The organism is Xanthomonas sp. LF06-19 (genome assembly GCF_034105425.1).
Lineage (GTDB): Bacteria > Pseudomonadota > Gammaproteobacteria > Xanthomonadales > Xanthomonadaceae > Xanthomonas_A > Xanthomonas_A sontii.
Genome location: NZ_JAXGGH010000006.1, coordinates 92,083 through 109,586, shown reverse-complemented (window position 1 = coordinate 109,586; position 17,504 = coordinate 92,083). Strand labels below are relative to the sequence as shown.

At 69.9% G+C, this 17,504-nt stretch carries 15 protein-coding genes and 1 pseudogene; 7 read left to right on the top strand and 9 right to left on the bottom strand.

Annotation, left to right across the window (positions count from 1 at the left end):
- Positions 1-233: 233 nt before the first annotated feature.
- A complete protein-coding gene (locus SLW55_RS13160) occupies positions 234-1,052 on the bottom strand; it encodes a CDP-diacylglycerol diphosphatase (protein ID WP_295911460.1) in 819 nt (272 codons plus the stop codon).
- Between the two features lie 475 nt (positions 1,053-1,527).
- On the opposite strand from SLW55_RS13160, the gene SLW55_RS13155 reads away from it, so the two are divergent.
- The gene (locus SLW55_RS13155) at positions 1,528-2,979 is read left to right on the top strand and encodes a S10 family peptidase (protein WP_267094161.1); all 1,452 of its coding nucleotides are present in this window, start codon (positions 1,528-1,530) and stop codon (positions 2,977-2,979) included.
- Between the two features lie 232 nt (positions 2,980-3,211).
- Here the strand turns inward: SLW55_RS13155 and SLW55_RS13150 are convergent, their stop codons facing one another.
- Positions 3,212-4,333, bottom strand: coding sequence for an inorganic phosphate transporter (locus SLW55_RS13150; protein WP_267093980.1), 1,122 nt, complete (start codon positions 4,331-4,333; stop codon positions 3,212-3,214).
- Between the two features lie 85 nt (positions 4,334-4,418).
- Entirely contained in the window at positions 4,419-5,045 is a 627-nt protein-coding gene (locus SLW55_RS13145; protein WP_017911076.1) for a DUF47 family protein, read from the bottom strand.
- A gap of 258 nt (positions 5,046-5,303) precedes the next feature.
- On the opposite strand from SLW55_RS13145, the gene SLW55_RS13140 reads away from it, so the two are divergent.
- Positions 5,304-6,647 carry a hemolysin family protein gene (locus SLW55_RS13140; protein WP_017915384.1) on the top strand — a complete coding sequence of 448 codons (1,344 nt, stop codon included), beginning with the start codon at positions 5,304-5,306 and terminating at the stop codon, positions 6,645-6,647.
- Positions 6,631-7,293 carry an exopolysaccharide biosynthesis protein gene (locus SLW55_RS13135; RefSeq protein ID WP_152238038.1) on the top strand — a complete coding sequence of 221 codons (663 nt, stop codon included), beginning with the start codon at positions 6,631-6,633 and terminating at the stop codon, positions 7,291-7,293. The genes SLW55_RS13140 and SLW55_RS13135 overlap by 17 nt, the downstream gene beginning before the upstream one ends.
- Positions 7,294-7,325: 32 nt before the next feature.
- Here SLW55_RS13135 and SLW55_RS13130 read toward each other — a convergent pair whose 3' ends face one another.
- Complete coding sequence (locus SLW55_RS13130; protein WP_148829894.1) at positions 7,326-7,514, bottom strand: hypothetical protein; 189 nt, start codon at positions 7,512-7,514, stop codon at positions 7,326-7,328.
- 201 nt (positions 7,515-7,715) lie between these two features.
- On the bottom strand, positions 7,716-8,714 hold the full coding sequence (locus tag SLW55_RS13125) for an LLM class flavin-dependent oxidoreductase (protein ID WP_295943778.1): 999 nt from the start codon (positions 8,712-8,714) through the stop codon (positions 7,716-7,718).
- Positions 8,715-9,402: 688 nt separating this feature from the next.
- Between SLW55_RS13125 and SLW55_RS13120 the strand changes: the two genes are divergently transcribed.
- Positions 9,403-10,209: a glucose 1-dehydrogenase gene (locus tag SLW55_RS13120; protein WP_152181119.1), complete on the top strand. Its 807-nt coding sequence runs from the start codon at positions 9,403-9,405 to the stop codon at positions 10,207-10,209.
- Between the two features lie 133 nt (positions 10,210-10,342).
- On the opposite strand, the gene SLW55_RS13115 is transcribed toward SLW55_RS13120, so the two are convergent.
- Both SLW55_RS13115 and SLW55_RS13110 read right to left on the bottom strand, forming a co-directional pair.
- A complete protein-coding gene (locus SLW55_RS13115) occupies positions 10,343-11,080 on the bottom strand; it encodes a sulfurtransferase (protein ID WP_152238034.1) in 738 nt (245 codons plus the stop codon).
- Between the two features lie 116 nt (positions 11,081-11,196).
- Positions 11,197-11,562 carry a DUF6164 family protein gene (locus tag SLW55_RS13110; RefSeq protein WP_150408955.1) on the bottom strand — a complete coding sequence of 122 codons (366 nt, stop codon included), beginning with the start codon at positions 11,560-11,562 and terminating at the stop codon, positions 11,197-11,199.
- A 67-nt stretch (positions 11,563-11,629) separates the two neighbouring features.
- Here SLW55_RS13110 and SLW55_RS13105 point away from each other — a divergent pair, with 67 nt between their 5' ends.
- From SLW55_RS13105 to SLW55_RS13095, 3 genes are all read left to right on the top strand, one after another.
- Positions 11,630-12,073, top strand: coding sequence for an FKBP-type peptidyl-prolyl cis-trans isomerase (locus SLW55_RS13105; RefSeq protein WP_152238032.1), 444 nt, complete (start codon positions 11,630-11,632; stop codon positions 12,071-12,073).
- Positions 12,074-12,086: 13 nt separating this feature from the next.
- Positions 12,087-13,346, top strand: a complete 1,260-nt coding sequence (locus SLW55_RS13100) for a TIGR03862 family flavoprotein (protein ID WP_320745249.1) — start codon at positions 12,087-12,089, stop codon at positions 13,344-13,346.
- A gap of 140 nt (positions 13,347-13,486) precedes the next feature.
- On the top strand, positions 13,487-14,944 hold the full coding sequence (locus tag SLW55_RS13095) for a serine hydrolase domain-containing protein (RefSeq protein ID WP_267093973.1): 1,458 nt from the start codon (positions 13,487-13,489) through the stop codon (positions 14,942-14,944).
- A 31-nt stretch (positions 14,945-14,975) separates the two neighbouring features.
- Here the strand turns inward: SLW55_RS13095 and SLW55_RS13090 are convergent, their stop codons facing one another.
- Positions 14,976-17,162, bottom strand: coding sequence for a diguanylate cyclase (locus SLW55_RS13090; RefSeq protein WP_320745248.1), 2,187 nt, complete (start codon positions 17,160-17,162; stop codon positions 14,976-14,978).
- A gap of 139 nt (positions 17,163-17,301) precedes the next feature.
- A pseudogene (locus SLW55_RS13085) lies at positions 17,302-17,502 on the bottom strand (GNAT family N-acetyltransferase); the annotation flags it as partial.
- Positions 17,503-17,504: the final 2 nt, after the last annotated feature.

The window sequence follows — 17,504 nt, the reverse complement described above, 5'->3', positions numbered from 1 at the left end:
ATGCCGCTTCCCTGGCCGGCTCGGCGAGAGCCGTGTCGGGTTTGCACTAGCGGGTTGTGACTGCTCCCGAAAGCATCGTGCGGGAGCGACCTCAGTCGCGACGCGCGAAGCAGGCAGATGCCGGGGCATCATGCCGTCGGGACTGAAGTCCCTCCCACAACATCCCTGCCTGCGCGCCGCACGACCGGCGGATGCCGTCAGTTGCCTGCGCGACATTGACGCCGCCTGGGCCCTCAGCCACGCGCAGGCGCCGCCGGCACCACGCCGGTACAGTCGTGATCCTGCAGTTCCTCCGCACCGACCCCATCGCCGGGAAGCGCGGTGGCGGCCAGCACCACGAAGCCGGGACGGCCATCGAACTCCGCGCCGACCACCGCCAGGGTCTGGTGCACCATGCTCTGCTGCGGCGGCAGGCTGCGCGCCAGCAGCGTCAGCGGATTCGCATCCAGTTCTTCGCCCTCCACGCGCATCGCCCGATAGGCGTGACCGTGCAGCGGCTGCGGCAACGGCGCCCAGGTAGGGCCGATCGACGCCTGCATCGCCTGCAACTGGTCGCGCACCTGCGGCGCCAGGCAATCGATATGGACATGCAACTGGTCCTGCGAACGCGCCGAGGGCGGGTTGATTGTCAGGCTGGTCAGTTCGCGCGGCAGCGGCCGGTTCAACAGCCGCTCGACCCGGGTGCGCGCCTGCCAGGCCAGGCCCAGCCAGTTCGGCGCGCCGGCGGCACGCGCGCGCGGATCTTCGATCCCGCTCACCGGCACCGTCGGAATCAGCAGGTACTGGTAGTCGCCGCGCAGGTCCTTCATCAAGGCATAGCGTTGGCCTGGCTCGGCATGCACTTCGCTGCAAGGGGCCGGATCGGCGCCGGCGCGCGCCTGCGGCAGGCAGCGCGTGCTCAACAGCCGCCACAGGCGCTGGCGATCGTGGGCATGCGGATCGTGCGCCGCCGGCGACTCGGCCACGGACGGCGGCGCTGGCACGCTGGCGCAGCCGGCCAGCAACACCGCCAGGAACAGGCTTAGCGGCAGGCGAAAACGAAGGACGGGCATGCGCAACGGACCGGACACGGGACGGACCGGCGATTGTAGCCAGCGCCGATGAACCGGCATGACTAGGGCGTGTCACCCATCCCCGAGCATGCCGCGCCGCGATTGCGCGTGCCTGTGGCAAGGAAGAGCGAGGAAGTGGACGTCCGTCCACGCCCGAGCGATGACGCGGCCACGGGCGCGCGCAACCGCGGCCCTTCGGGTTGGGCCTGGCAGGCGCGCTGCCGGCGCCGCGCGGCTTGACCTGACGGCCAGTCAGGCGCTGCGCCACGCAACGCCGGCAACGCGCCTGCCAGACCCAACGCGGCATACTCGGGGATGGGTGACACGCCCTAGGCCGCGCCGCCACCGACCATGGCTTTGTGCACATCCGCCGCGCCGACGCCGCGGCCTAGCATGCCGGCTCCCTTCCTGCGAGCGACCGTCCGTGCCGACCTTCCCTTCCGTGCTGCTGGCCGTGCTGCTGGCGGCGATGCCGATGACCGCGGCGCTGGCCGCCGATGCCGATGCGGGCAATGCCGACAAGGGCGACAAGCCCGCCGCCGCCGAACCGGCGCCGCTGCCGGCCGACGCGCAGACCAGCCAATCCACCCAGCTCGACGGCCGCACCCTGCGCTACACGGTCAAGGTCGGCACGCTGCCGGTGAAGGACAAGCAGGGCAAGGTCGTCGCCGACGTGGTCTATACCGCCTACACCATGGACGGCAAGGACCGTCCGGTCACCTTCGCGCTCAACGGCGGCCCCGGCGCGGCCTCGGTGTACCTCAACCTGGGCGCGATCGGGCCGAAGGTGGTGGCGTTCGGCAGCGAGGGCGACAGCGCCTCGGCGCCGGCGCAGCTGCGCGACAACCCCGGCACCTGGCTGGACTTCACCGACCTGGTGTTCATCGACCCGGTCGGCACCGGCTTCAGCCGCTCGCGCGTGCCCGACGAGCAGGCCAAGAAGCAGTTCTACAACCCGCAGGCCGACATCGAATACCTCTCGCGCACCATCTACGACTGGCTGCTGAAGAACCAGCGCCTGCAGTCGCGCAAGTACCTGGTCGGCGAAAGCTACGGCGGCTTCCGCGGCCCGCGCATCACCCACTACCTGCAGACCAAGCTCGGCGTGGCGATGAACGGCGTTGTCCTGGTCTCGCCGTATCTGAACCCGACCCTGGACGACAACGGCGACGTCTCGCCGCTGCCGTGGATGCTGACCCTGCCGTCGATCGCCGCCGCACGCCTGGAACGCGAGGGCAAGCTGACCCCGGAAGCGATGCGCCAGGTGATCGACTACACCCGCGGCGACTACGTCACCGCGCTGCTGCGCGGCCGCTCCGACCCGGCCGGCACCACCCGAATGATCCAGCAGGTGACCGCGATGACCGGCCTGGACCCGGCCTTCGTGCGCCGCGCCGGCGGCCGCCTGGAGACCCAGGCCTACCTGCGCGAGGTGTTCCGCGACAAGGGCGAACTGGGCAGCCGCTACGACTCCAACGTCACCGCCTTCGACCCGTTCCCCAACGCCCCCGAGCAGCGCGCCAACGACCCGCTGCTGGACAGCATCATCGCCCCCACCACCACCGCGATGGTCGATTTCGTGACCCGCGTGGTCGGCTGGAAGGTCGACGCCCGCTACGAGGCGCTGAACTACGACGTGAACCGGCTGTGGGACTGGGACGACGAACTGCGCAAGGGTTCGGTGACGCAACTGCGCCAGTCGGTGGCGATCGACCCGAAGCTGCGCGTGCTGATCGTGCACGGCTGGAACGACCTGTCGTGCCCGTTCATGGGCTCGGTGCTGACCGTGGACCAGATGCCGGTGATGGGCAACGACCCGACCCGCGTGCAGGTCAAGAACTACCCCGGCGGCCACATGTTCTACAACCGCGCCGACAGCCAGCGCGCGTTGCGTCAGGACGTGATGGCGATGTATCGGGCGAATTGATGGGAATGGGGAATTGGGAATGGGGAATCGCAAAAGCGGTTCCCCATTAGTCGAGACAGTTCCTCGATCTGCGCGGTTCGGGGGTGTTTCGCGATAGACCTATGCAATTGCCTGCGGCACTCGTTGCAGCAGGAGGAACATGGGCGCATCAAGACGGCAACATCGTCACCAAGCGCGGGGCGTCCACGCTTTTACGATTCCCGTTTCCCTATTCCCGATTCCCGGCTCTTCCTCACACCCACCCAGCCAAGGCGAATCCGCGGAAAATCAGATACGCCACGCCGGCAGCGGCCGGGATCGTCAGGATCCAGGCCCAGACGATGCGTTCGATGACGCCGAAGCGCAGCGAGCGCGGATTCTTGGCGAAGCCCACTCCCATGATCGCGGTGGAGATGCTGTGGGTGGTGGACACCGGCATGCCGAAGTGCGCGGCCAGGGTCAGGATCGTGGCCGAGCTGGTCTCCGCGGCGAAGCCGTGGATCGGATGCAGCTTGACCATCTTGTGGCCCAGGGTCTTGATGATCTTCCAGCCGCCCGAGGCGGTGCCGGCAGCCATCACCACCGCGCAGGTCAGCACGATCCAGGTGGCGATGCCCTGCCCCTGGCTGGCGTCGGGATGCAGGAACGCCAGCCACGACGGCAGGTCGTCCAGGGCGCCGGTGCTCTGCGCGCCGATCAGGGTCATGGCGATGATGCCCATGGTCTTCTGCGCGTCGTTGTGGCCGTGCGCATAGCCCATGTACGCGGCCGAGGCGATCTGCGCCTTGCCGAAGAAGGCATTGACCCAGCGCGGCCGCGCCAGCCGCCCGAGCGGACCGCCCAGCCTGGCCAGGCCGGCGATCGCCGCCCACAGCAGCAGCATCACCGCGATGCCGAGCAGGAAGCCGGCGATCGGCGAGGTGACCATCGGCACGAACACCTTCCACAGCAGGCCCTTGTTCTTGGCCCAGTCGCCGAGGTTCTGCGACCAGATCAGCGCGCCCCAGTTGTTGTGCGCGGCGGCCAGGCCGGCGCCGCACAGGCCGCCGATCAACGCATGCGAGGACGAGGACGGCAGGCCCTTCCACCAGGTGATCAGGTTCCAGACGATGCCGCCGAGCAGCGCGCACAGCACCACCTGCGGGGTCACCGCGATCACGTCGGTGTTGAGCAGGCCGGAGGCGATGGTCATCGCCACGGCGGTGCCGGTCAGCGCGCCGACCAGGTTCATCGCCGCGGCCAGCATCACCGCCCAGCCGGGGCTGAGCACCTTGGTGGCGACCACCGTGGCGATCGAGTTGGCGGTGTCGTGGAAGCCGTTGATGAACTCGAACACCAGCGCCGCCAGGATCACGATCAGGACCAGGGTCAGCATCGGCACGCCTCCACGCACGCGGCGGCGGCGGCCGGCGCGCGCAGGGCGCCACGGCCGCGCAGGCAGCAACTCCGCAGCGCGTCCATCAGGAGTTCTTCAGCACGATCTGGTAGACCACCACGCCGGCCTCGCGGCAACGGTCGATGGCCTTCTCCAGGATTTCGAAGAACTCCTTGAGCAGGAACATCTGCAGGTTGTCCAGGCGCCCGGAATAGATGTCGCGGTACAGCTCCAGCATCAGCCGGTCGGCCTCGTTCTCCAGCGAGCGCAGCTTGTCGTTGAGCGCGCTCATCCGGTCCAGGTTCATGTGGCGCAGGTCGTGGACCATCTCCACGACCACCGCCGCGGCCTGCTCCAGCATCGCCGAGCGCGGCGCGAAATCGATGTGCTCCAGGTGCTGGATCGCCAGCGAATAGCGATCGGCGAACTTCTCCACCTGCTTGGGGATCTTGTACAGGGCCGAGCCCAGCGCCTCGATGTCCTCGCGCTCGATCGGGGTCATGAAGCTGTCCACCAGCGCCTGGCCGATCTTGTCGGACGCGGCGCGCTCGCGCAGGCGCGCCAGCTTGAAGCCGTCCAGCGCCGGCTGCCGGTCGGACTCGCGCATCATCGCGTGCAGGGCCTTGGTGCTGTCGTAGGCGGCCTGTGCCGCCTCGTCGAGCAGGGTGTAGAACTGCTTGCCGGAACCGAAGATGGTCTGCAACGAAAACATGCAACGCGCTTCCCGCCGTCGCGGGGAGGACGGCACTGGGGCGGAATTATGACTGTTTGCTGACACCTGCGGGTAGTCGCGGCCCCGGGCCGGCCCTGGCGACGTCGGCGCGGCGTGGACGCGGCTCCCGCCCGGGTTTGTTACCATCGCCGCCGCGCCCTTCGCGGGCGCACCCTATGGACGACCACCCCACACCCCCTCCCCCGCGCCGCAACGGCGCCCATGTCCCCGCTTTCCTTGGCGCCAAGGAGCGCGCGCATGCTTGAACTGTTGATCGTTGCAGCCCTCATCCTGCTCAACGGTTTCTTCGCGATGTCCGAGATGTCGCTGATGACCTCGCGCAAGAGCCGGCTGAAGCAGATGGCCCAGTCCAGCACGCGCGCGGCCAAGGCCCTGGCACTGGCCGAGAACCCCGAGCACTTCCTGTCCACCGTGCAGATCGGCATCACCGCCATCGGCATCCTGACCGGTACCTTCGGCGGCGAAGCCATGGGCGTGGCGATCGCGGCCAAGCTGCAGGCCCTGTTCCCGGCGCTGGCGGCCAACTTCACCCTGTTCGGCGATCCGCAGCCGTGGTCGGCGCTGATCGGCAAGACCCTGGCGATCGTGCTGATCACCTTCCTGACGCTGATCTTCGGCGAACTGGTGCCCAAGCGCCTGGCCCTGACCCGTTCGGAGGTCATCGCCGGCGTCGTCGCCATCCCCATGGGCTGGCTGGCCCGGATCGCCGCGCCGTTCGTCTGGGTGCTGTCGCGCTCGACCCGGCTGGTGCTGCGCCTGCTCGGCCTGGGCAAGGAGGAGTCGGCCTCGGTGACCGAAGAGGAAATCCGCATGCTGGTGGCCGAGAGCCACGAGGCCGGCGTGATCGACGCGCACGAGCGCGACATGATGAACCGGGTCATGCGCCTGGGCGACCGCACCGCCGACAGCCTGATGACCCCGCGCAACCGCATCGCCTGGCTCGATGCCAACGCCGAGCCGCAGCGCAACCTGCAGGTGATGCGCGAACACGAGTTCTCGCGCTACCCGGTGTACCGCGGCAGCGACCAGGACATCGCCGGCGTGCTGGAGGTGAAATCGCTGGTCACGCGCATGGACGGCGACGCCACCCAGTTGTTCCAGAGCCTGCGCGACACCTTGTTCGTGTCCGAGTCCACCCACGCGATGAAGCTGCTGGAGATCTTCCGCGAAGAGCAGCAATCGATGGCGCTGGTGGTGGACGAGTACGGCGAGATCCAGGGCCTGGTGACGATCAGCGACCTGATGGGCGCGGTGGTCGGGCGCCTGCAGTCGGCCGACAACGCCGACGAGGACGCGCTGGTGGTGACCCGCGCCGACGGCTCGCTGCTGATCGACGGTTCGCTGGCGATCGAGGACCTGCGCGAACTGCTGGGCGGCGCCGAGCTGCCCAGCGCCGAGGAAGGCGACTACAACACCCTGGCCGGCCTGTGCATCTACTACTTCGGGCGCATCCCGCACGCCGGCGAGTTCTTCGACTGGGCCGGCTGGCGCATCGAGATCGTCGACCTGGACGGCGCGCGCGTGGACAAGCTGCTGCTGCGCAGGCTGCAGGACGAGAACAGCGATGACATCACCGGGTGACGCACCCGGCGGTGCGCCGCACGAGGGCGACCACGGCTACAGCGCCGAGGGCATCCGCACCCTGCTCGACACCTTCGTCCTCGGCGACCCGGACGAACACCTGCGGCTGCGGCTGATCCTCGCCGACCTGCAGCAGAGCGCGTTCGGCGTGTTCCTCTTCGTGGCGATCCTGCCGGCGTTCCTGCCGGTGCCGGGCCTGGCCGGCGGCATCAGCGGGCCGCTGGTGACGCTGATCGGCCTGCAGATGCTGATCGGCCTGCGCAAGCCGTGGCTGCCGCGCTTCATCGGCGAGCGCGGGCCGCGCCGCCGCACCATGCAGCGCTTCGTCGGCCGCATCGCGCCGTGGCTGCGGCGCCTGGACCGACTGCTCAAGCCGCGCCTGCCGATGCTGGTCGATACCCTGCCGGCGCGCGCCTTCAGTGGGCTGCTGCTGATCGTGCTGGGGATCCTGCTGTCGCTGCCGATTCCGTTCACCAACTACGCCTTCGGCGCGATGCTGTTGCTGTTCGCGCTGGCGCTGCTGGAACGGGACGGCGGACTGATGCTGCTGTCGTGGCTGGGCAGCATCGCCGTGGCGCTGAGCCTGGGATTGGCCTCGGACCAGGTGGTCGACCTGGGCCGGGAGTGGATGCACAAGCTGCGCTGAGCGCACGCGGCAGTGGAGCACCCGCTGTCCGCTTACTTCACCAGGTACAGTTCCGTCTCGCTGGCGAACACGTTGCGCATGTGCGACGGCCGCACGGACGCACCCTTGGCGGGGCGTTCCGGCGTCTGGGCGCGCAGGCGCTCCAGGCATTTGCTCATCTGTTGCAAGGCCGCCTCCAGTCCACATTCGTGCACCGGCGCCATCGGATGCTGTGCGTTCATTGCCGATCCCCCTGTTCGCGTCAGTTGTACGGCCGTGTCCCGAGGCCGAACGCCACGCTGATGCGCGACGCGAAACGATGACATACCCGGGAAAATCAAGACATCGTGAAAGCGGTGCGCGGTGTGATGCCCATCAACGCAAATATGGCAATGAGCGCCCGCACGCGTCTGCGCGTGTAGACACCCGCGCAGATACGCGCATCACGCGGCCGCGGCGACCTGCGTCCAGGCCTCCGACGCCAGTTGGAACGAGCGCAAGCGCGCCGCGTGATCGTGGATGTTGGCGGTCAGCAGCAACTCGTCCGGGCGGTGCCGCGCGACGAAGTCGGACAGGCCCTGTGCGACCGCGTCGACATCGCCCAGCACCGTGCAGGCCAGTGCGCGTTCCACACCCAGCCTCTCGTGCGGCGCCCAGAACGCCTCGATGTCGTCGATCGGCGGCGGAATCAGCCCGGGACGGCCGCGGCGCAGGTTGACGAAGCTCTGCTGTTGGGTGGTGAACAGACGCCGCGCCTCGGCCGTGGACGCGGCGGCCACCACGTTCAGGGCCAGCACCGCGTATGGCGCCTGCAGGCGCGTGGAAGCGCGGAACTCGCGACGATACACCGCCAGCGCCTCGTCCATCGCATCCGGGGCGAAATGCGAGGCAAAGGCGAACGGCAGGCCCATCGCCGCGGCCAGGCGCGCGCTGAACAGGCTGGAGCCGAGCAGCCACACCGGCACCTCGATGCCGGCACCGGGCACGGCGCGCACCAGTTGTCCGTCGACTGCCGGCTCGAAATAGCGCAGCAGTTCGGCCACGTCGTGCGGGAACTGGTCCGCACTGTCGAAGTAACGGCGCAACGCGCGTGCCGTGGCCTGGTCGGTGCCGGGCGCGCGCCCCAGCCCCAGGTCGATGCGACCGGGATACAGCGAGGCCAGTGTGCCGAACTGCTCGGCCACCTGTAGCGGCGCATGGTTGGGCAGCATGATGCCGCCGGCGCCGACACGGATGCGCCTGGTGCCGCCGGCCACGTGCCCGATCAACACCGCGGTGGCGGCGCTGGCGATGCCGGGCATGTTGTGGTGCTCGGCCAGCCAGTAGCGGTGATAGCCCCAGCGTTCGGCGTGCTGGGCCAGGTCCAGCATGTTGGCGAAGGCGGCGCTGGTGTCGCTGCCTTCGCAGACCGGGGCGAGGTCGAGGATGGAGATCGGCATCATGGTGAGGCAGGTTCCTACAAGCGATGCCGACGAGATGGGGGCGCGCGGCGCCGCTTGCAGGGCGCGCAACCGGAACGCTGATTTGCGCTGGGTGTGGGTGTGGGTGTGGGTGTGGACAGGATGCTTGGCTGGCGGTCGTACCCTCACCCCAACCCCTCTCCCGGCGGGACAGGGGCTTTGGCTCTCCCTTCTCCCGCCGGGAGAAGGTGCCCCGCAGGGGCGGATGAGGGTACGGGCGAAGCCCCGCGTCATCAGATCCACGCAGACGCTGCGCGCCGTACCCTCACCCCAACCCCTCTCCCGGTGGGAGAGGGGCTTTTGGCTCTTCCTTCTCCCCTCGGGAGAAGGTGCCCCGCAGGGGCGGATGAGGGTACGGGCGAAGCCCTCGCATTGTCAGATCCAGGCGGGCGCTGCGCGCTCCGTACCCTCACCCCACCCCCTCTCCTGGTGGGAGAGGGGCTTTGGCTTCTCCCTTCTCCCGCCGGGAGAAGGTGCCCCGAAGGGGCGGATGAGGGTACGGGCGAAGCCTCGTGTCGCCAAATCCGCGCGAGCGCTGCGCGCCGTACCCTCACCCCAATCCCTCTCCCGAGGGGAGAGGGGCTTTGGCGAACTGCACTACGGCGCTACCACGCCGGTTGCACGGTGCGCCGGCTACGCTGGCGCCCCCTGCTTTCTCCTGGTCGCCGCCATGCCGCTGATTCCATCGCCCGCCCCCGTCCCAGCCCTGCCCTTACGCGACCGTGTGGTGCTGGTCACCGGCGGCGCCCAGGGCATCGGCCGCGGCGTGGTGCAGGCAGTGCTGGGCGCTGGCGGCAACGTCGTGTTCGGCGATCTCGATGCCGATGCCGGGCGTGCCTGCGTGGCCGAGCTGGACGTTGGCGAACGCCTGCTGTTCCGTCGCGTCGACGTGGCCGCCGAAGCGAGCGTGCGCCGCTTCGTCGATGCCGCGCTGACCCGGTTCGGCCGCATCGATGGACTGGTCAACAACGCCGGGATCGCCGATCCGCATACCGGCCCGCTGGCGCAATTGTCGCTGCGCGAATGGAACCGGCGGCTGGGGGCGAGCCTGGGCGGTGCATTCCTGTGCAGCAAACATGCCCTGCCGGCGTTGCGCGACAGCCGCGGCGGCGGCGCCATCGTCAACATCGCCTCCACCCGCGCGCAGCAGTCCGAACCGGACACCGAGGCCTACGCCGCGTCCAAGGGCGGACTGGTGGCCTTCACTCACGCGCTGGCGATCAGCGCCGGGCCGGCGGTGCGGGTCAACTGCATCAGCCCCGGCTGGATCGCCACCGACGCTTGGCGCAAGCCGAACGCCCGACGCACGCCCAAGCTGTCGCGACAGGACCATGCACAGCATCCGGTAGGTCGTGTCGGTACGCCACCGGACATCGGCGCGCTGGCGGTCTATCTGCTGTCGGCGCAGGCGGGCTTCATCACCGGCCAGGAGTTCGTGGTCGATGGCGGGATGACGCGCAAGATGCAGTACGCCTGAGGGCGTGGGGATTGGGGAGTCGGGATTGGGGATTCGTTAAAGCGGGTGTTGCCTTACCTGACGGGCCACGTGCATAGCTGGCAGCAACCCGCCTTTGCCAATCCCCAATTCCGAATCCCCAATCCCGCGGCAATCAGCCGCCCACCATCGGCTCCAACTGCGGATCCAGCGCCACGCGCTCGTCGAAGACGAAGCAGCGGCCGTCGTAGCCTTCGCCACCCACTTCCTCGAAGTAGCCGAGGATGCCGCCGTCCAGCTGCAGCACGTTGTCCATGCCGTCGGCGCGCATCCACAGCGCGGCCTTCTCGCAGCGGATGCCACCGGTACAGAAGCTGACCACGGTGGCGTCGGCCAGCGCCGCGCGATGCGGGGCCAGCGCTTCCGGCAGCTCGGTGAACTTGACGATCGGCAGGGTCAGCGCGCCGGCGAAGGTGCCGTAGGCCACTTCCTGCGCATTGCGCGTATCCAGCAGCACCACGCGCCGGCCGGCATCGTCGTGGCCCTGGCGCAACCAGCGTTGCAGCGTGGCCGGCGCCACCGCCGGCGCGCGCGCCGCCTCCAGCGGCGAGGCGGCGTCGCGGCGGAAGCTGATGATCTCCGGCTTGACCTTGACCTTCAGCCGCGCGAACGGCTGCTGCGCACTGGGGCTGGTCTTGATGCGCAGATCGGCGAAGCGCGGGTCGGCGCGCAGCTGCGCGTAGAAGCCGTCGATCGCCGCCGGCGTGCCGGCCAGGAACAGGTTGATGCCCTCGCCCGCCACCAGCACCGTGCCGCGCAGGTCGCCGTCCTGCGCCCAGGCGTGCAATTGCGCGGCGAGCGCGTCGGGGTCGGCGATGGCGACGAAGTGGTAGGCGGCGGTGTTGGCGATCATCGGCGCATTTTAGAGCCTGCGACGCACGACCGCTGCAGCAGCACGGTCCGCGCCTCCCGCGCACCGGCGCTTCGGCGAAGCGCGTCGAGGCATGCCCCCAAGCGCCAGCGTCGCCGCTAGCCGCGCAGCAACAGGAACGGCAGCAGCACCAGCGAGGCGACCAGCAGCATGCCCAGCAGCGTCGCCAGCACGAACAGCGGGCGCCGCCGCAGCAGGCTGGCGAAGGTCTCCGCGCTGCCGTCGCGCAGCGCCGCGGCACGCTCGGCGCGGGCGCGTTCGCCGCGCTGGGCCTGGTACTCGGCCAGCAGCGTCTTGGCCCGCGCCTGCTCGGCGTCCTCGCGCAACCAGATGCCACCGGCGGAGATGCCGAAGGTGCCGGCGCGGGTTTCGTAGTAGCCGATGCCGGCGGCGTCGAGCAGCGCGCAGACCTCGGCGCGTTCGTCGTCGGGCACGTGGCGCAGGTTGAGCAGCAGTTTGGCCATGCGCCGCATGATAGCCGCTGCGGCGATGCGCTACCCTTGCACGCCCTGCCCGCCGTGGACGTCCCGCATGCGCCGAATCCTGCTGCTGTTGAGCCTGTCGTTGCCGGCGTGGCTGCTGATTGGCTGCACCCCGCCGGGTCCGCCGCCCGGCGGCAGCATCGCCGCGTTCCAGGCCACCGACGAGCGCGTCGGCGACGGCGCCGAGGCCCGCCCCGGCAGCCGCGTTACCGTGCACTACACCGGCTGGCTGTACGACGAGCACGCCAAGGACAAGCGCGGCGAGAAGTTCGACGCCTCCGCCGACCACGGCCAGCCCTTCAGCTTCGTGCTCGGCGGCGGCCAGGTGATCCGCGGCTGGGACGAGGGCGTGGCCGGCATGCGCGTGGGCGGCAAACGCCTGTTGATGCTGCCGTCGGACTACGGCTACGGCGACAGCGGCGCCGGCGGGGTGATCCCGCCGGGCGCCTCGCTGGTGTTCGAGGTCGAACTGCTCGATGTCCAGCCGCGTTGAGTCGACTACGCCGATGCCCGCCAGCAAGCATGCCGCGCCGGTGCGCGGCCGTCTCGCCATCGTCGGCGGCGGCCCGGCGGGGCTGATCGCCGCCGAGACCGCGCGCGCCGCCGGCGCCGAGGTCGATGTGTACGAGGCCAAGGGCTCGGTGGGACGCAAGTTCCTGATCGCCGGCAAGGGCGGCCTCAACCTGACCCACTCCGATCCATTCGAGCGCTTCGTCGCGCGCTATCGCGAGCGCGCGACGGCGGTCGGCGAGTGGCTGGCCGACTTCGATGCCGACGCGCTGCGCGCCTGGGCGCAGGCGCAGGGCGTGGAGACCTATGTGGGCAGCTCCGGCCGGGTGTTCCCGCTGGATCGCAAGGCCGCACCGCTGCTGCGCGGCTGGGTGCGGCGGTTGAAGGACGCCGGCGTGCGCTTCCACGTGCAGCAGCGCTGGCTGGGCTGGGACGCGGACGGCGCGCTGCGTTTCGCCGGTGCCGACGGCGAGCAGCGCGTGCAGGCCGATGCCTGCGTGCTGGCGCTCGGTGGCGGCAGCTGGCCGCAACTCGGTTCCGACGGCGCCTGGCAGGACACGCTGCGCACGCGCGGTGTGGAGGTCGCGCCGCTGCAGCCGGCCAACTGCGGCTTCGACGTGGACTGGAGCGCCTATTTCCGCGAACGCCACGCGGGAGCCCCGCTGAAGCCGGTGGTCGCGCACTGGCACGATGCGCAGGGCCAGGCACAATCGCTGCAGGGCGAGTGCGTGGTTGGCGAGCACGGCATCGAAGGCAGCCTGATCTATGCGCTGGCCGCGGATCTGCGCGATTCCATCGCCGCACACGGCCCGGCCACGCTGTGGCTGGACCTGGCACCGGGCCGCGACCTGCCGCGGCTGCAGGCCGAACTGGGCAAGCCGCGCGGCGGCCGCAGCTTCGGCGAACACCTGCGCCGCCAGGCCGGCATCGACGGGGTCAAGGCGGCGCTGCTGTTCGAGATCCTCGGCAAGCAGGCCGGCCAGGATCCGGAGCTGGCCGCGGCCACGCTCAAGCGCCTGCCGCTGACCCTGCTGCGCCCGCGCCCACTGGCCGAGGCGATCAGCAGCGCCGGCGGCGTGCGCCTGGAAGCGCTGGATGCGCAGCTGATGCTGCGGGCGCTGCCCGGCACCTTCTGCGCCGGCGAAATGCTCGACTGGGAAGCGCCGACCGGCGGCTACCTGCTCACCGCGTGCTTCGCCAGCGGCGTGCGCGCCGGGCGCGGCGCGGTGGCTTGGCTGCAACGCGCCACGCGCTGAGCGGCGCCGGCACGCGACTGGCCGGAATGGCCAGTGACCTTCGGGCCTGTCGTCGTCGTGGCCGCACGACGTATTCCTGCACGGAAGTGGCGACCGCGGCTGTCTCGCGGTTCCAGCTCACTTCCCGCCTGGAGCGACGCATGCGTCCATCGATCCTGTTCTGCGCACTTGGCCTGGCCGGCAACGTCGTGGCCGCGAGCGCCGCGCCCAGCACCAGCCCGAAGATCCGGCAGGTCGAGCAAGGCCTGTTGCCGGCCGTGGTCACCCAGGACCAGGCAGGCGCGCAACTGTCGCTGCGTGGCCAGATGGACGCGCTGCACGTCCCGGGCGTGGCGATCGCGGTGATCCATCGCGGCCGCGTCGCCTGGGCCAAGGGCTATGGCGTCACCGCCACCGGTGGCGCTGTGGTCGACGCCAGGACCCTGTTCCAGGCCGGCTCGGTGAGCAAGCCGGTGGCGGCAATGGCGGCCTTGTCCCTGGTCCAGGACGGACGCGTGGCGCTGGACGCCCCGGTCAATGCGCGACTGACCTCGTGGACCCTGCCCGATTCCGCCGACAGCCACGACCATCCGGTGACCCTGCGCCAACTGCTGTCGCACACCGCCGGCACCAGCGTGCACGGTTTCGATGGCTACGCCCGCGGCGCCGCCGTCCCCACCCTGCAGCAGGTGCTCGACGGCCAGGCGCCCGCGAACTCGGCGCCGGTGCGGGTGGAGGCGCCGGTCGGGGTGCGCTACCGCTATTCGGGCGGCGGCTACACGGTGATGCAGCAGTTGCTGATCGACGTCGGCGGGCAGGACTTTCCAACGCTGCTGCAGCAGCGCGTGCTGGCGCCGCTGCACATGCGCGCCAGCAGTTTCCGCCAACCGCTGCCCGCACGCGATCTGGCGCACGCGGCGCAACCGCACGATTCCAATGGCGCGCTGGTGGCAGGCGGCCCGCACACCTACCCGGAACTGGCCGCGGCCGGCCTGTGGACCAACGCGCAGGACCTGGCGCGCTATGCGATTGAACTGTGCGCGGCGCAGGCCGGCCGCGGCCGCGTGCTGTCCGCCGCCAGCGCCCGCGCCATGATGACCCCGGTGCGGGACGGCTACGGCCTGGGCCTGAACATCGGCGGCGCCAGCGCGCGCAAGTACGTCTATCACGACGGTTCCAACGCCGGCTACAAGGCCACGCTGGTGGTGTATCCGCAAGGATGCGATGGCGCCGTGGTGCTGAGCAACGGCGACCAGGGCTACCAGTTGGGCCTGGAGATTGTGCGCGCCGTCGCCGCGGCCTATGCCTGGCCGGACTTCCAGCCGATCCGGCGTACCGCCATTGCCGTGGACATCGCCGCGCAACGGCGCTTCGTCGGCAGCTTCGCCATCCCCGAGTTGGGCACGTTCCGGATCCGCGAAGCGCAGGGGCGCCTGCTGGTGGAACTGCGCAAGGATCAGGCCTACCCACTGATTCCCGCGTCGGATCACGCGTTCTTCCTGAGCGCGCAGGACATCGTCATCCGCTTCGATACGCCCGGCGATGCCGACCAGGGCACGCTCGACGCCGATGGCGGTCACTATCCGTTCCGGCGCGTGGCCGCGGACACCGCACCGTAGCCAGCGCGGGCAGCGCGCCGGCGGACCGCGCTCAGAGGGTTGCGATCTGCACCCGCGCCTGCGGATCGCGCTTGGCCACGTACATGGCCTCGTCGGCGCGCTGGGTGAGCAGCACCGGATCGAAACCGGGCCCGGCCTGCACGGCGATGCCGATGCTCGGCTGCAACGGCAGGTGCCGACCACTGACCTCGCAGCCGTCCGCGCATGCCTCCATGATCCGCGCCGCGGCAGCCAGCACTTCGCGCCTGGCGTCGGCCAGGCCTTCCAGCAGCACCACGAACTCGTCGCCGCCCAACCGCGCGATGCTGTCCTGCCCGCGCAGGCAACGCTGCAGCAGCCGCGCGAAGTGCACCAGCAGCGCATCGCCGACGTGATGGCCGAAACGGTCGTTGACGCTCTTGAAGTCGTTCAGATCCAGGAACATCACCGCCACCTGGCCCTGGCTGCGGCGCTCGCTCATGCGTCGCCGCAGCGTCTGGTTCCAGGCCATCCGGTTCGGCAGCCCGGTCAATTCGTCGCGCAGCGCGCGCTCTTCCAGCAGCCGCGCCAACCGGGTCTGCCCGGTGATGTCGCTGATCATCAGGTGCAGTCCGATCCGCTGCGGCGCCAGGGCCACGTCCGGAATCAGGCTGAAATGCATGATCCGCAACGCATCGGTGGCATCGCACAACTCGGCGTCGAACTGCGCCGGCACGCCCTGCAGCGCCGCCGGCAGGTGGGGTTGCAGCAGGGCCAGTTGCTGCGGGTCCAGCACCTCGTGCAGGCGGCGGCCGATGATGCGCTCCGGCGCCAGCCCGAACCATGCCGCATACGGCCGGTTGACGAACTGGTAGCACAGGTCGTGGTCGAGGTAGGCGATCAGCGCTGGCGCGTTGTCGGCGATGGTGCGCAGCTGCGCTTCGCTGTCGCGCAGGCGGTGTTCGGCCAGATGCTGCTCGGTGATGTCCTGGATATGGGTGACGAAGTGCAGCGGACGCTGCTGTTCGTCGCGCACCAGCGATACCGAAAGGCGCGCACGCACGGTGTGGCCGTCGCGATGGCGATAACGCTTTTCGCTGCGGTAGTCGCTGCGGCGGCCGGCGATCAACGCAGCCACCTGTTCCATGTCCTCGGCCAGGTCCTCGGGATGGGTCAAATCCTGGAAGCGCAGTTCCAGCAGCTCCGCGCGGCTGTAGCCGAGCATCGCGCACAAGGCGTCGTTGACGTCCAGCCAGTGCCCTTCCAGCGACACCAGCGCCATGCCGTGCGCGGCCGCCGAGAACGCGCCGGAGAAACGCTGCCCGGCCAGCAGCGCCGCATGCGACGCCGCGCGTTCGACGCTGACGTCGCGCATCACGCACACCGCGCCCAGGCTGCGCCCATCGCCGCCCTCCAGCCGTTCCGCATTGCACAGCACGCTGCGTGGCGGTTGTCCCTTGGCGGCGATCACCATTTCCGCATCGCGCACCGATTCGCCGCGCCAGGCACGGACCAGCGGCACCTCGTCACTGGTCAGCAGCCGCTGGCCGCTGGCGTCGAACAGGTCGAAGTACTTCGCCCACTGTTCGGGCGGCAAGGCGCGCGGATCGGCGCCGTGCCACTGCCGCGCCACCTGGTTGAACTCGCCCAGCGTGCCGTCGGCCTGGCACGACACCACGCCGTCGGGCATGGTTTCCAGCAGCAGGCTCAGCGTCTTGGCCTGGTCGTGGGCGATGCGCGCATCGCGGCGCGCCTCCAGATGCGCGGTGACCTGCCTGGCCAGGCGCTGCAGACCTTCGCGCTGGCGTTCGTCCAACTGCCGCGGACGGATGTCGATCACGCACAGGGTGCCGTAGCTATAGCCCTGGTCGCCGATCAGCGGCATGCCAGCGTAGAAACGCAGGTGTGGCGCGCCGCACACCAGCGGGTTGCCGGCGAAACGCGGATCCAGCGTGGCGTCCGGCACCTCCAGCAACTGCGGCTCCAGCAAGGCATAGGTGCAGAACGCCATCTCGCGCGGATACCCGGTGGTGCCGGCAGGCAGGCCGCAACTGGCCTTGAGCCATTGCCGGCGCTCGTCGATCAGCGAAATCAGCGCGATCGGCACCTCGCACAACTGGCTGGTCAGCCAGATCAGGTCGTCGAACGCCGGTTCCGGTGCAGTGTCCAGCATCCCCAGCTCGGCCAGCGCGCGCAGGCGCTCGGCTTCGTCGACGGGCAGCGGCGCGGGAACGACGTCGGGGACCGAGGGCTGATTCATGCGCGGCACGCTGAGAAGGAAACGGCACGATAACGGGCGGCGGCAGCGATGGCGAGCATGCGTGACCGATGCGGCGATGCAAAAAAGCGAACGCCCTGCCCCGCCGCTGTCAGAACGCATCGGTTGTGGGATGCCTACCTCACGGCACCGCCGGCGCGGCGCGCTTCTCCATGAACACGCAATCGAGGACGATCCCGCAGGGATGCGGGTAGCTTCCCTCGCTTACCACGGCATAGCCCTGCGCAAGGTAGAACGCCACCGCATTCAGCGCCGCGGCGAGATGGATGCGCGGACACGGCGCCAGGCGCTGCTCCAGCGCCTGCAGCAGGCGCCGGCCGCAAC

Excerpts from the sequence above, each read along its gene's own strand:
- SLW55_RS13160 (WP_295911460.1), bottom strand. The coding sequence starts at position 1,052 with ATGCCCGTCCTTCGTTTTCGCCTGCCGCTAAGCCTGTTCCTGGCGGTG.
- SLW55_RS13155 (WP_267094161.1), top strand. The coding sequence starts at position 1,528 with ATGACCGCGGCGCTGGCCGCCGATGCCGATGCGGGCAATGCCGACAAG.
- SLW55_RS13150 (WP_267093980.1), bottom strand. The coding sequence starts at position 4,333 with ATGCTGACCCTGGTCCTGATCGTGATCCTGGCGGCGCTGGTGTTCGAG.
- SLW55_RS13145 (WP_017911076.1), bottom strand. The coding sequence starts at position 5,045 with ATGTTTTCGTTGCAGACCATCTTCGGTTCCGGCAAGCAGTTCTACACC.
- SLW55_RS13140 (WP_017915384.1), top strand. The coding sequence starts at position 5,304 with ATGCTTGAACTGTTGATCGTTGCAGCCCTCATCCTGCTCAACGGTTTC.
- SLW55_RS13135 (WP_152238038.1), top strand. The coding sequence starts at position 6,631 with ATGACATCACCGGGTGACGCACCCGGCGGTGCGCCGCACGAGGGCGAC.
- SLW55_RS13130 (WP_148829894.1), bottom strand. The coding sequence starts at position 7,514 with ATGAACGCACAGCATCCGATGGCGCCGGTGCACGAATGTGGACTGGAG.
- SLW55_RS13125 (WP_295943778.1), bottom strand. The coding sequence starts at position 8,714 with ATGATGCCGATCTCCATCCTCGACCTCGCCCCGGTCTGCGAAGGCAGC.
- SLW55_RS13120 (WP_152181119.1), top strand. The coding sequence starts at position 9,403 with ATGCCGCTGATTCCATCGCCCGCCCCCGTCCCAGCCCTGCCCTTACGC.
- SLW55_RS13115 (WP_152238034.1), bottom strand. The coding sequence starts at position 11,080 with ATGATCGCCAACACCGCCGCCTACCACTTCGTCGCCATCGCCGACCCC.
- SLW55_RS13110 (WP_150408955.1), bottom strand. The coding sequence starts at position 11,562 with ATGGCCAAACTGCTGCTCAACCTGCGCCACGTGCCCGACGACGAACGC.
- SLW55_RS13105 (WP_152238032.1), top strand. The coding sequence starts at position 11,630 with ATGCGCCGAATCCTGCTGCTGTTGAGCCTGTCGTTGCCGGCGTGGCTG.
- SLW55_RS13100 (WP_320745249.1), top strand. The coding sequence starts at position 12,087 with ATGCCCGCCAGCAAGCATGCCGCGCCGGTGCGCGGCCGTCTCGCCATC.
- SLW55_RS13095 (WP_267093973.1), top strand. The coding sequence starts at position 13,487 with ATGCGTCCATCGATCCTGTTCTGCGCACTTGGCCTGGCCGGCAACGTC.
- SLW55_RS13090 (WP_320745248.1), bottom strand. The coding sequence starts at position 17,162 with ATGAATCAGCCCTCGGTCCCCGACGTCGTTCCCGCGCCGCTGCCCGTC.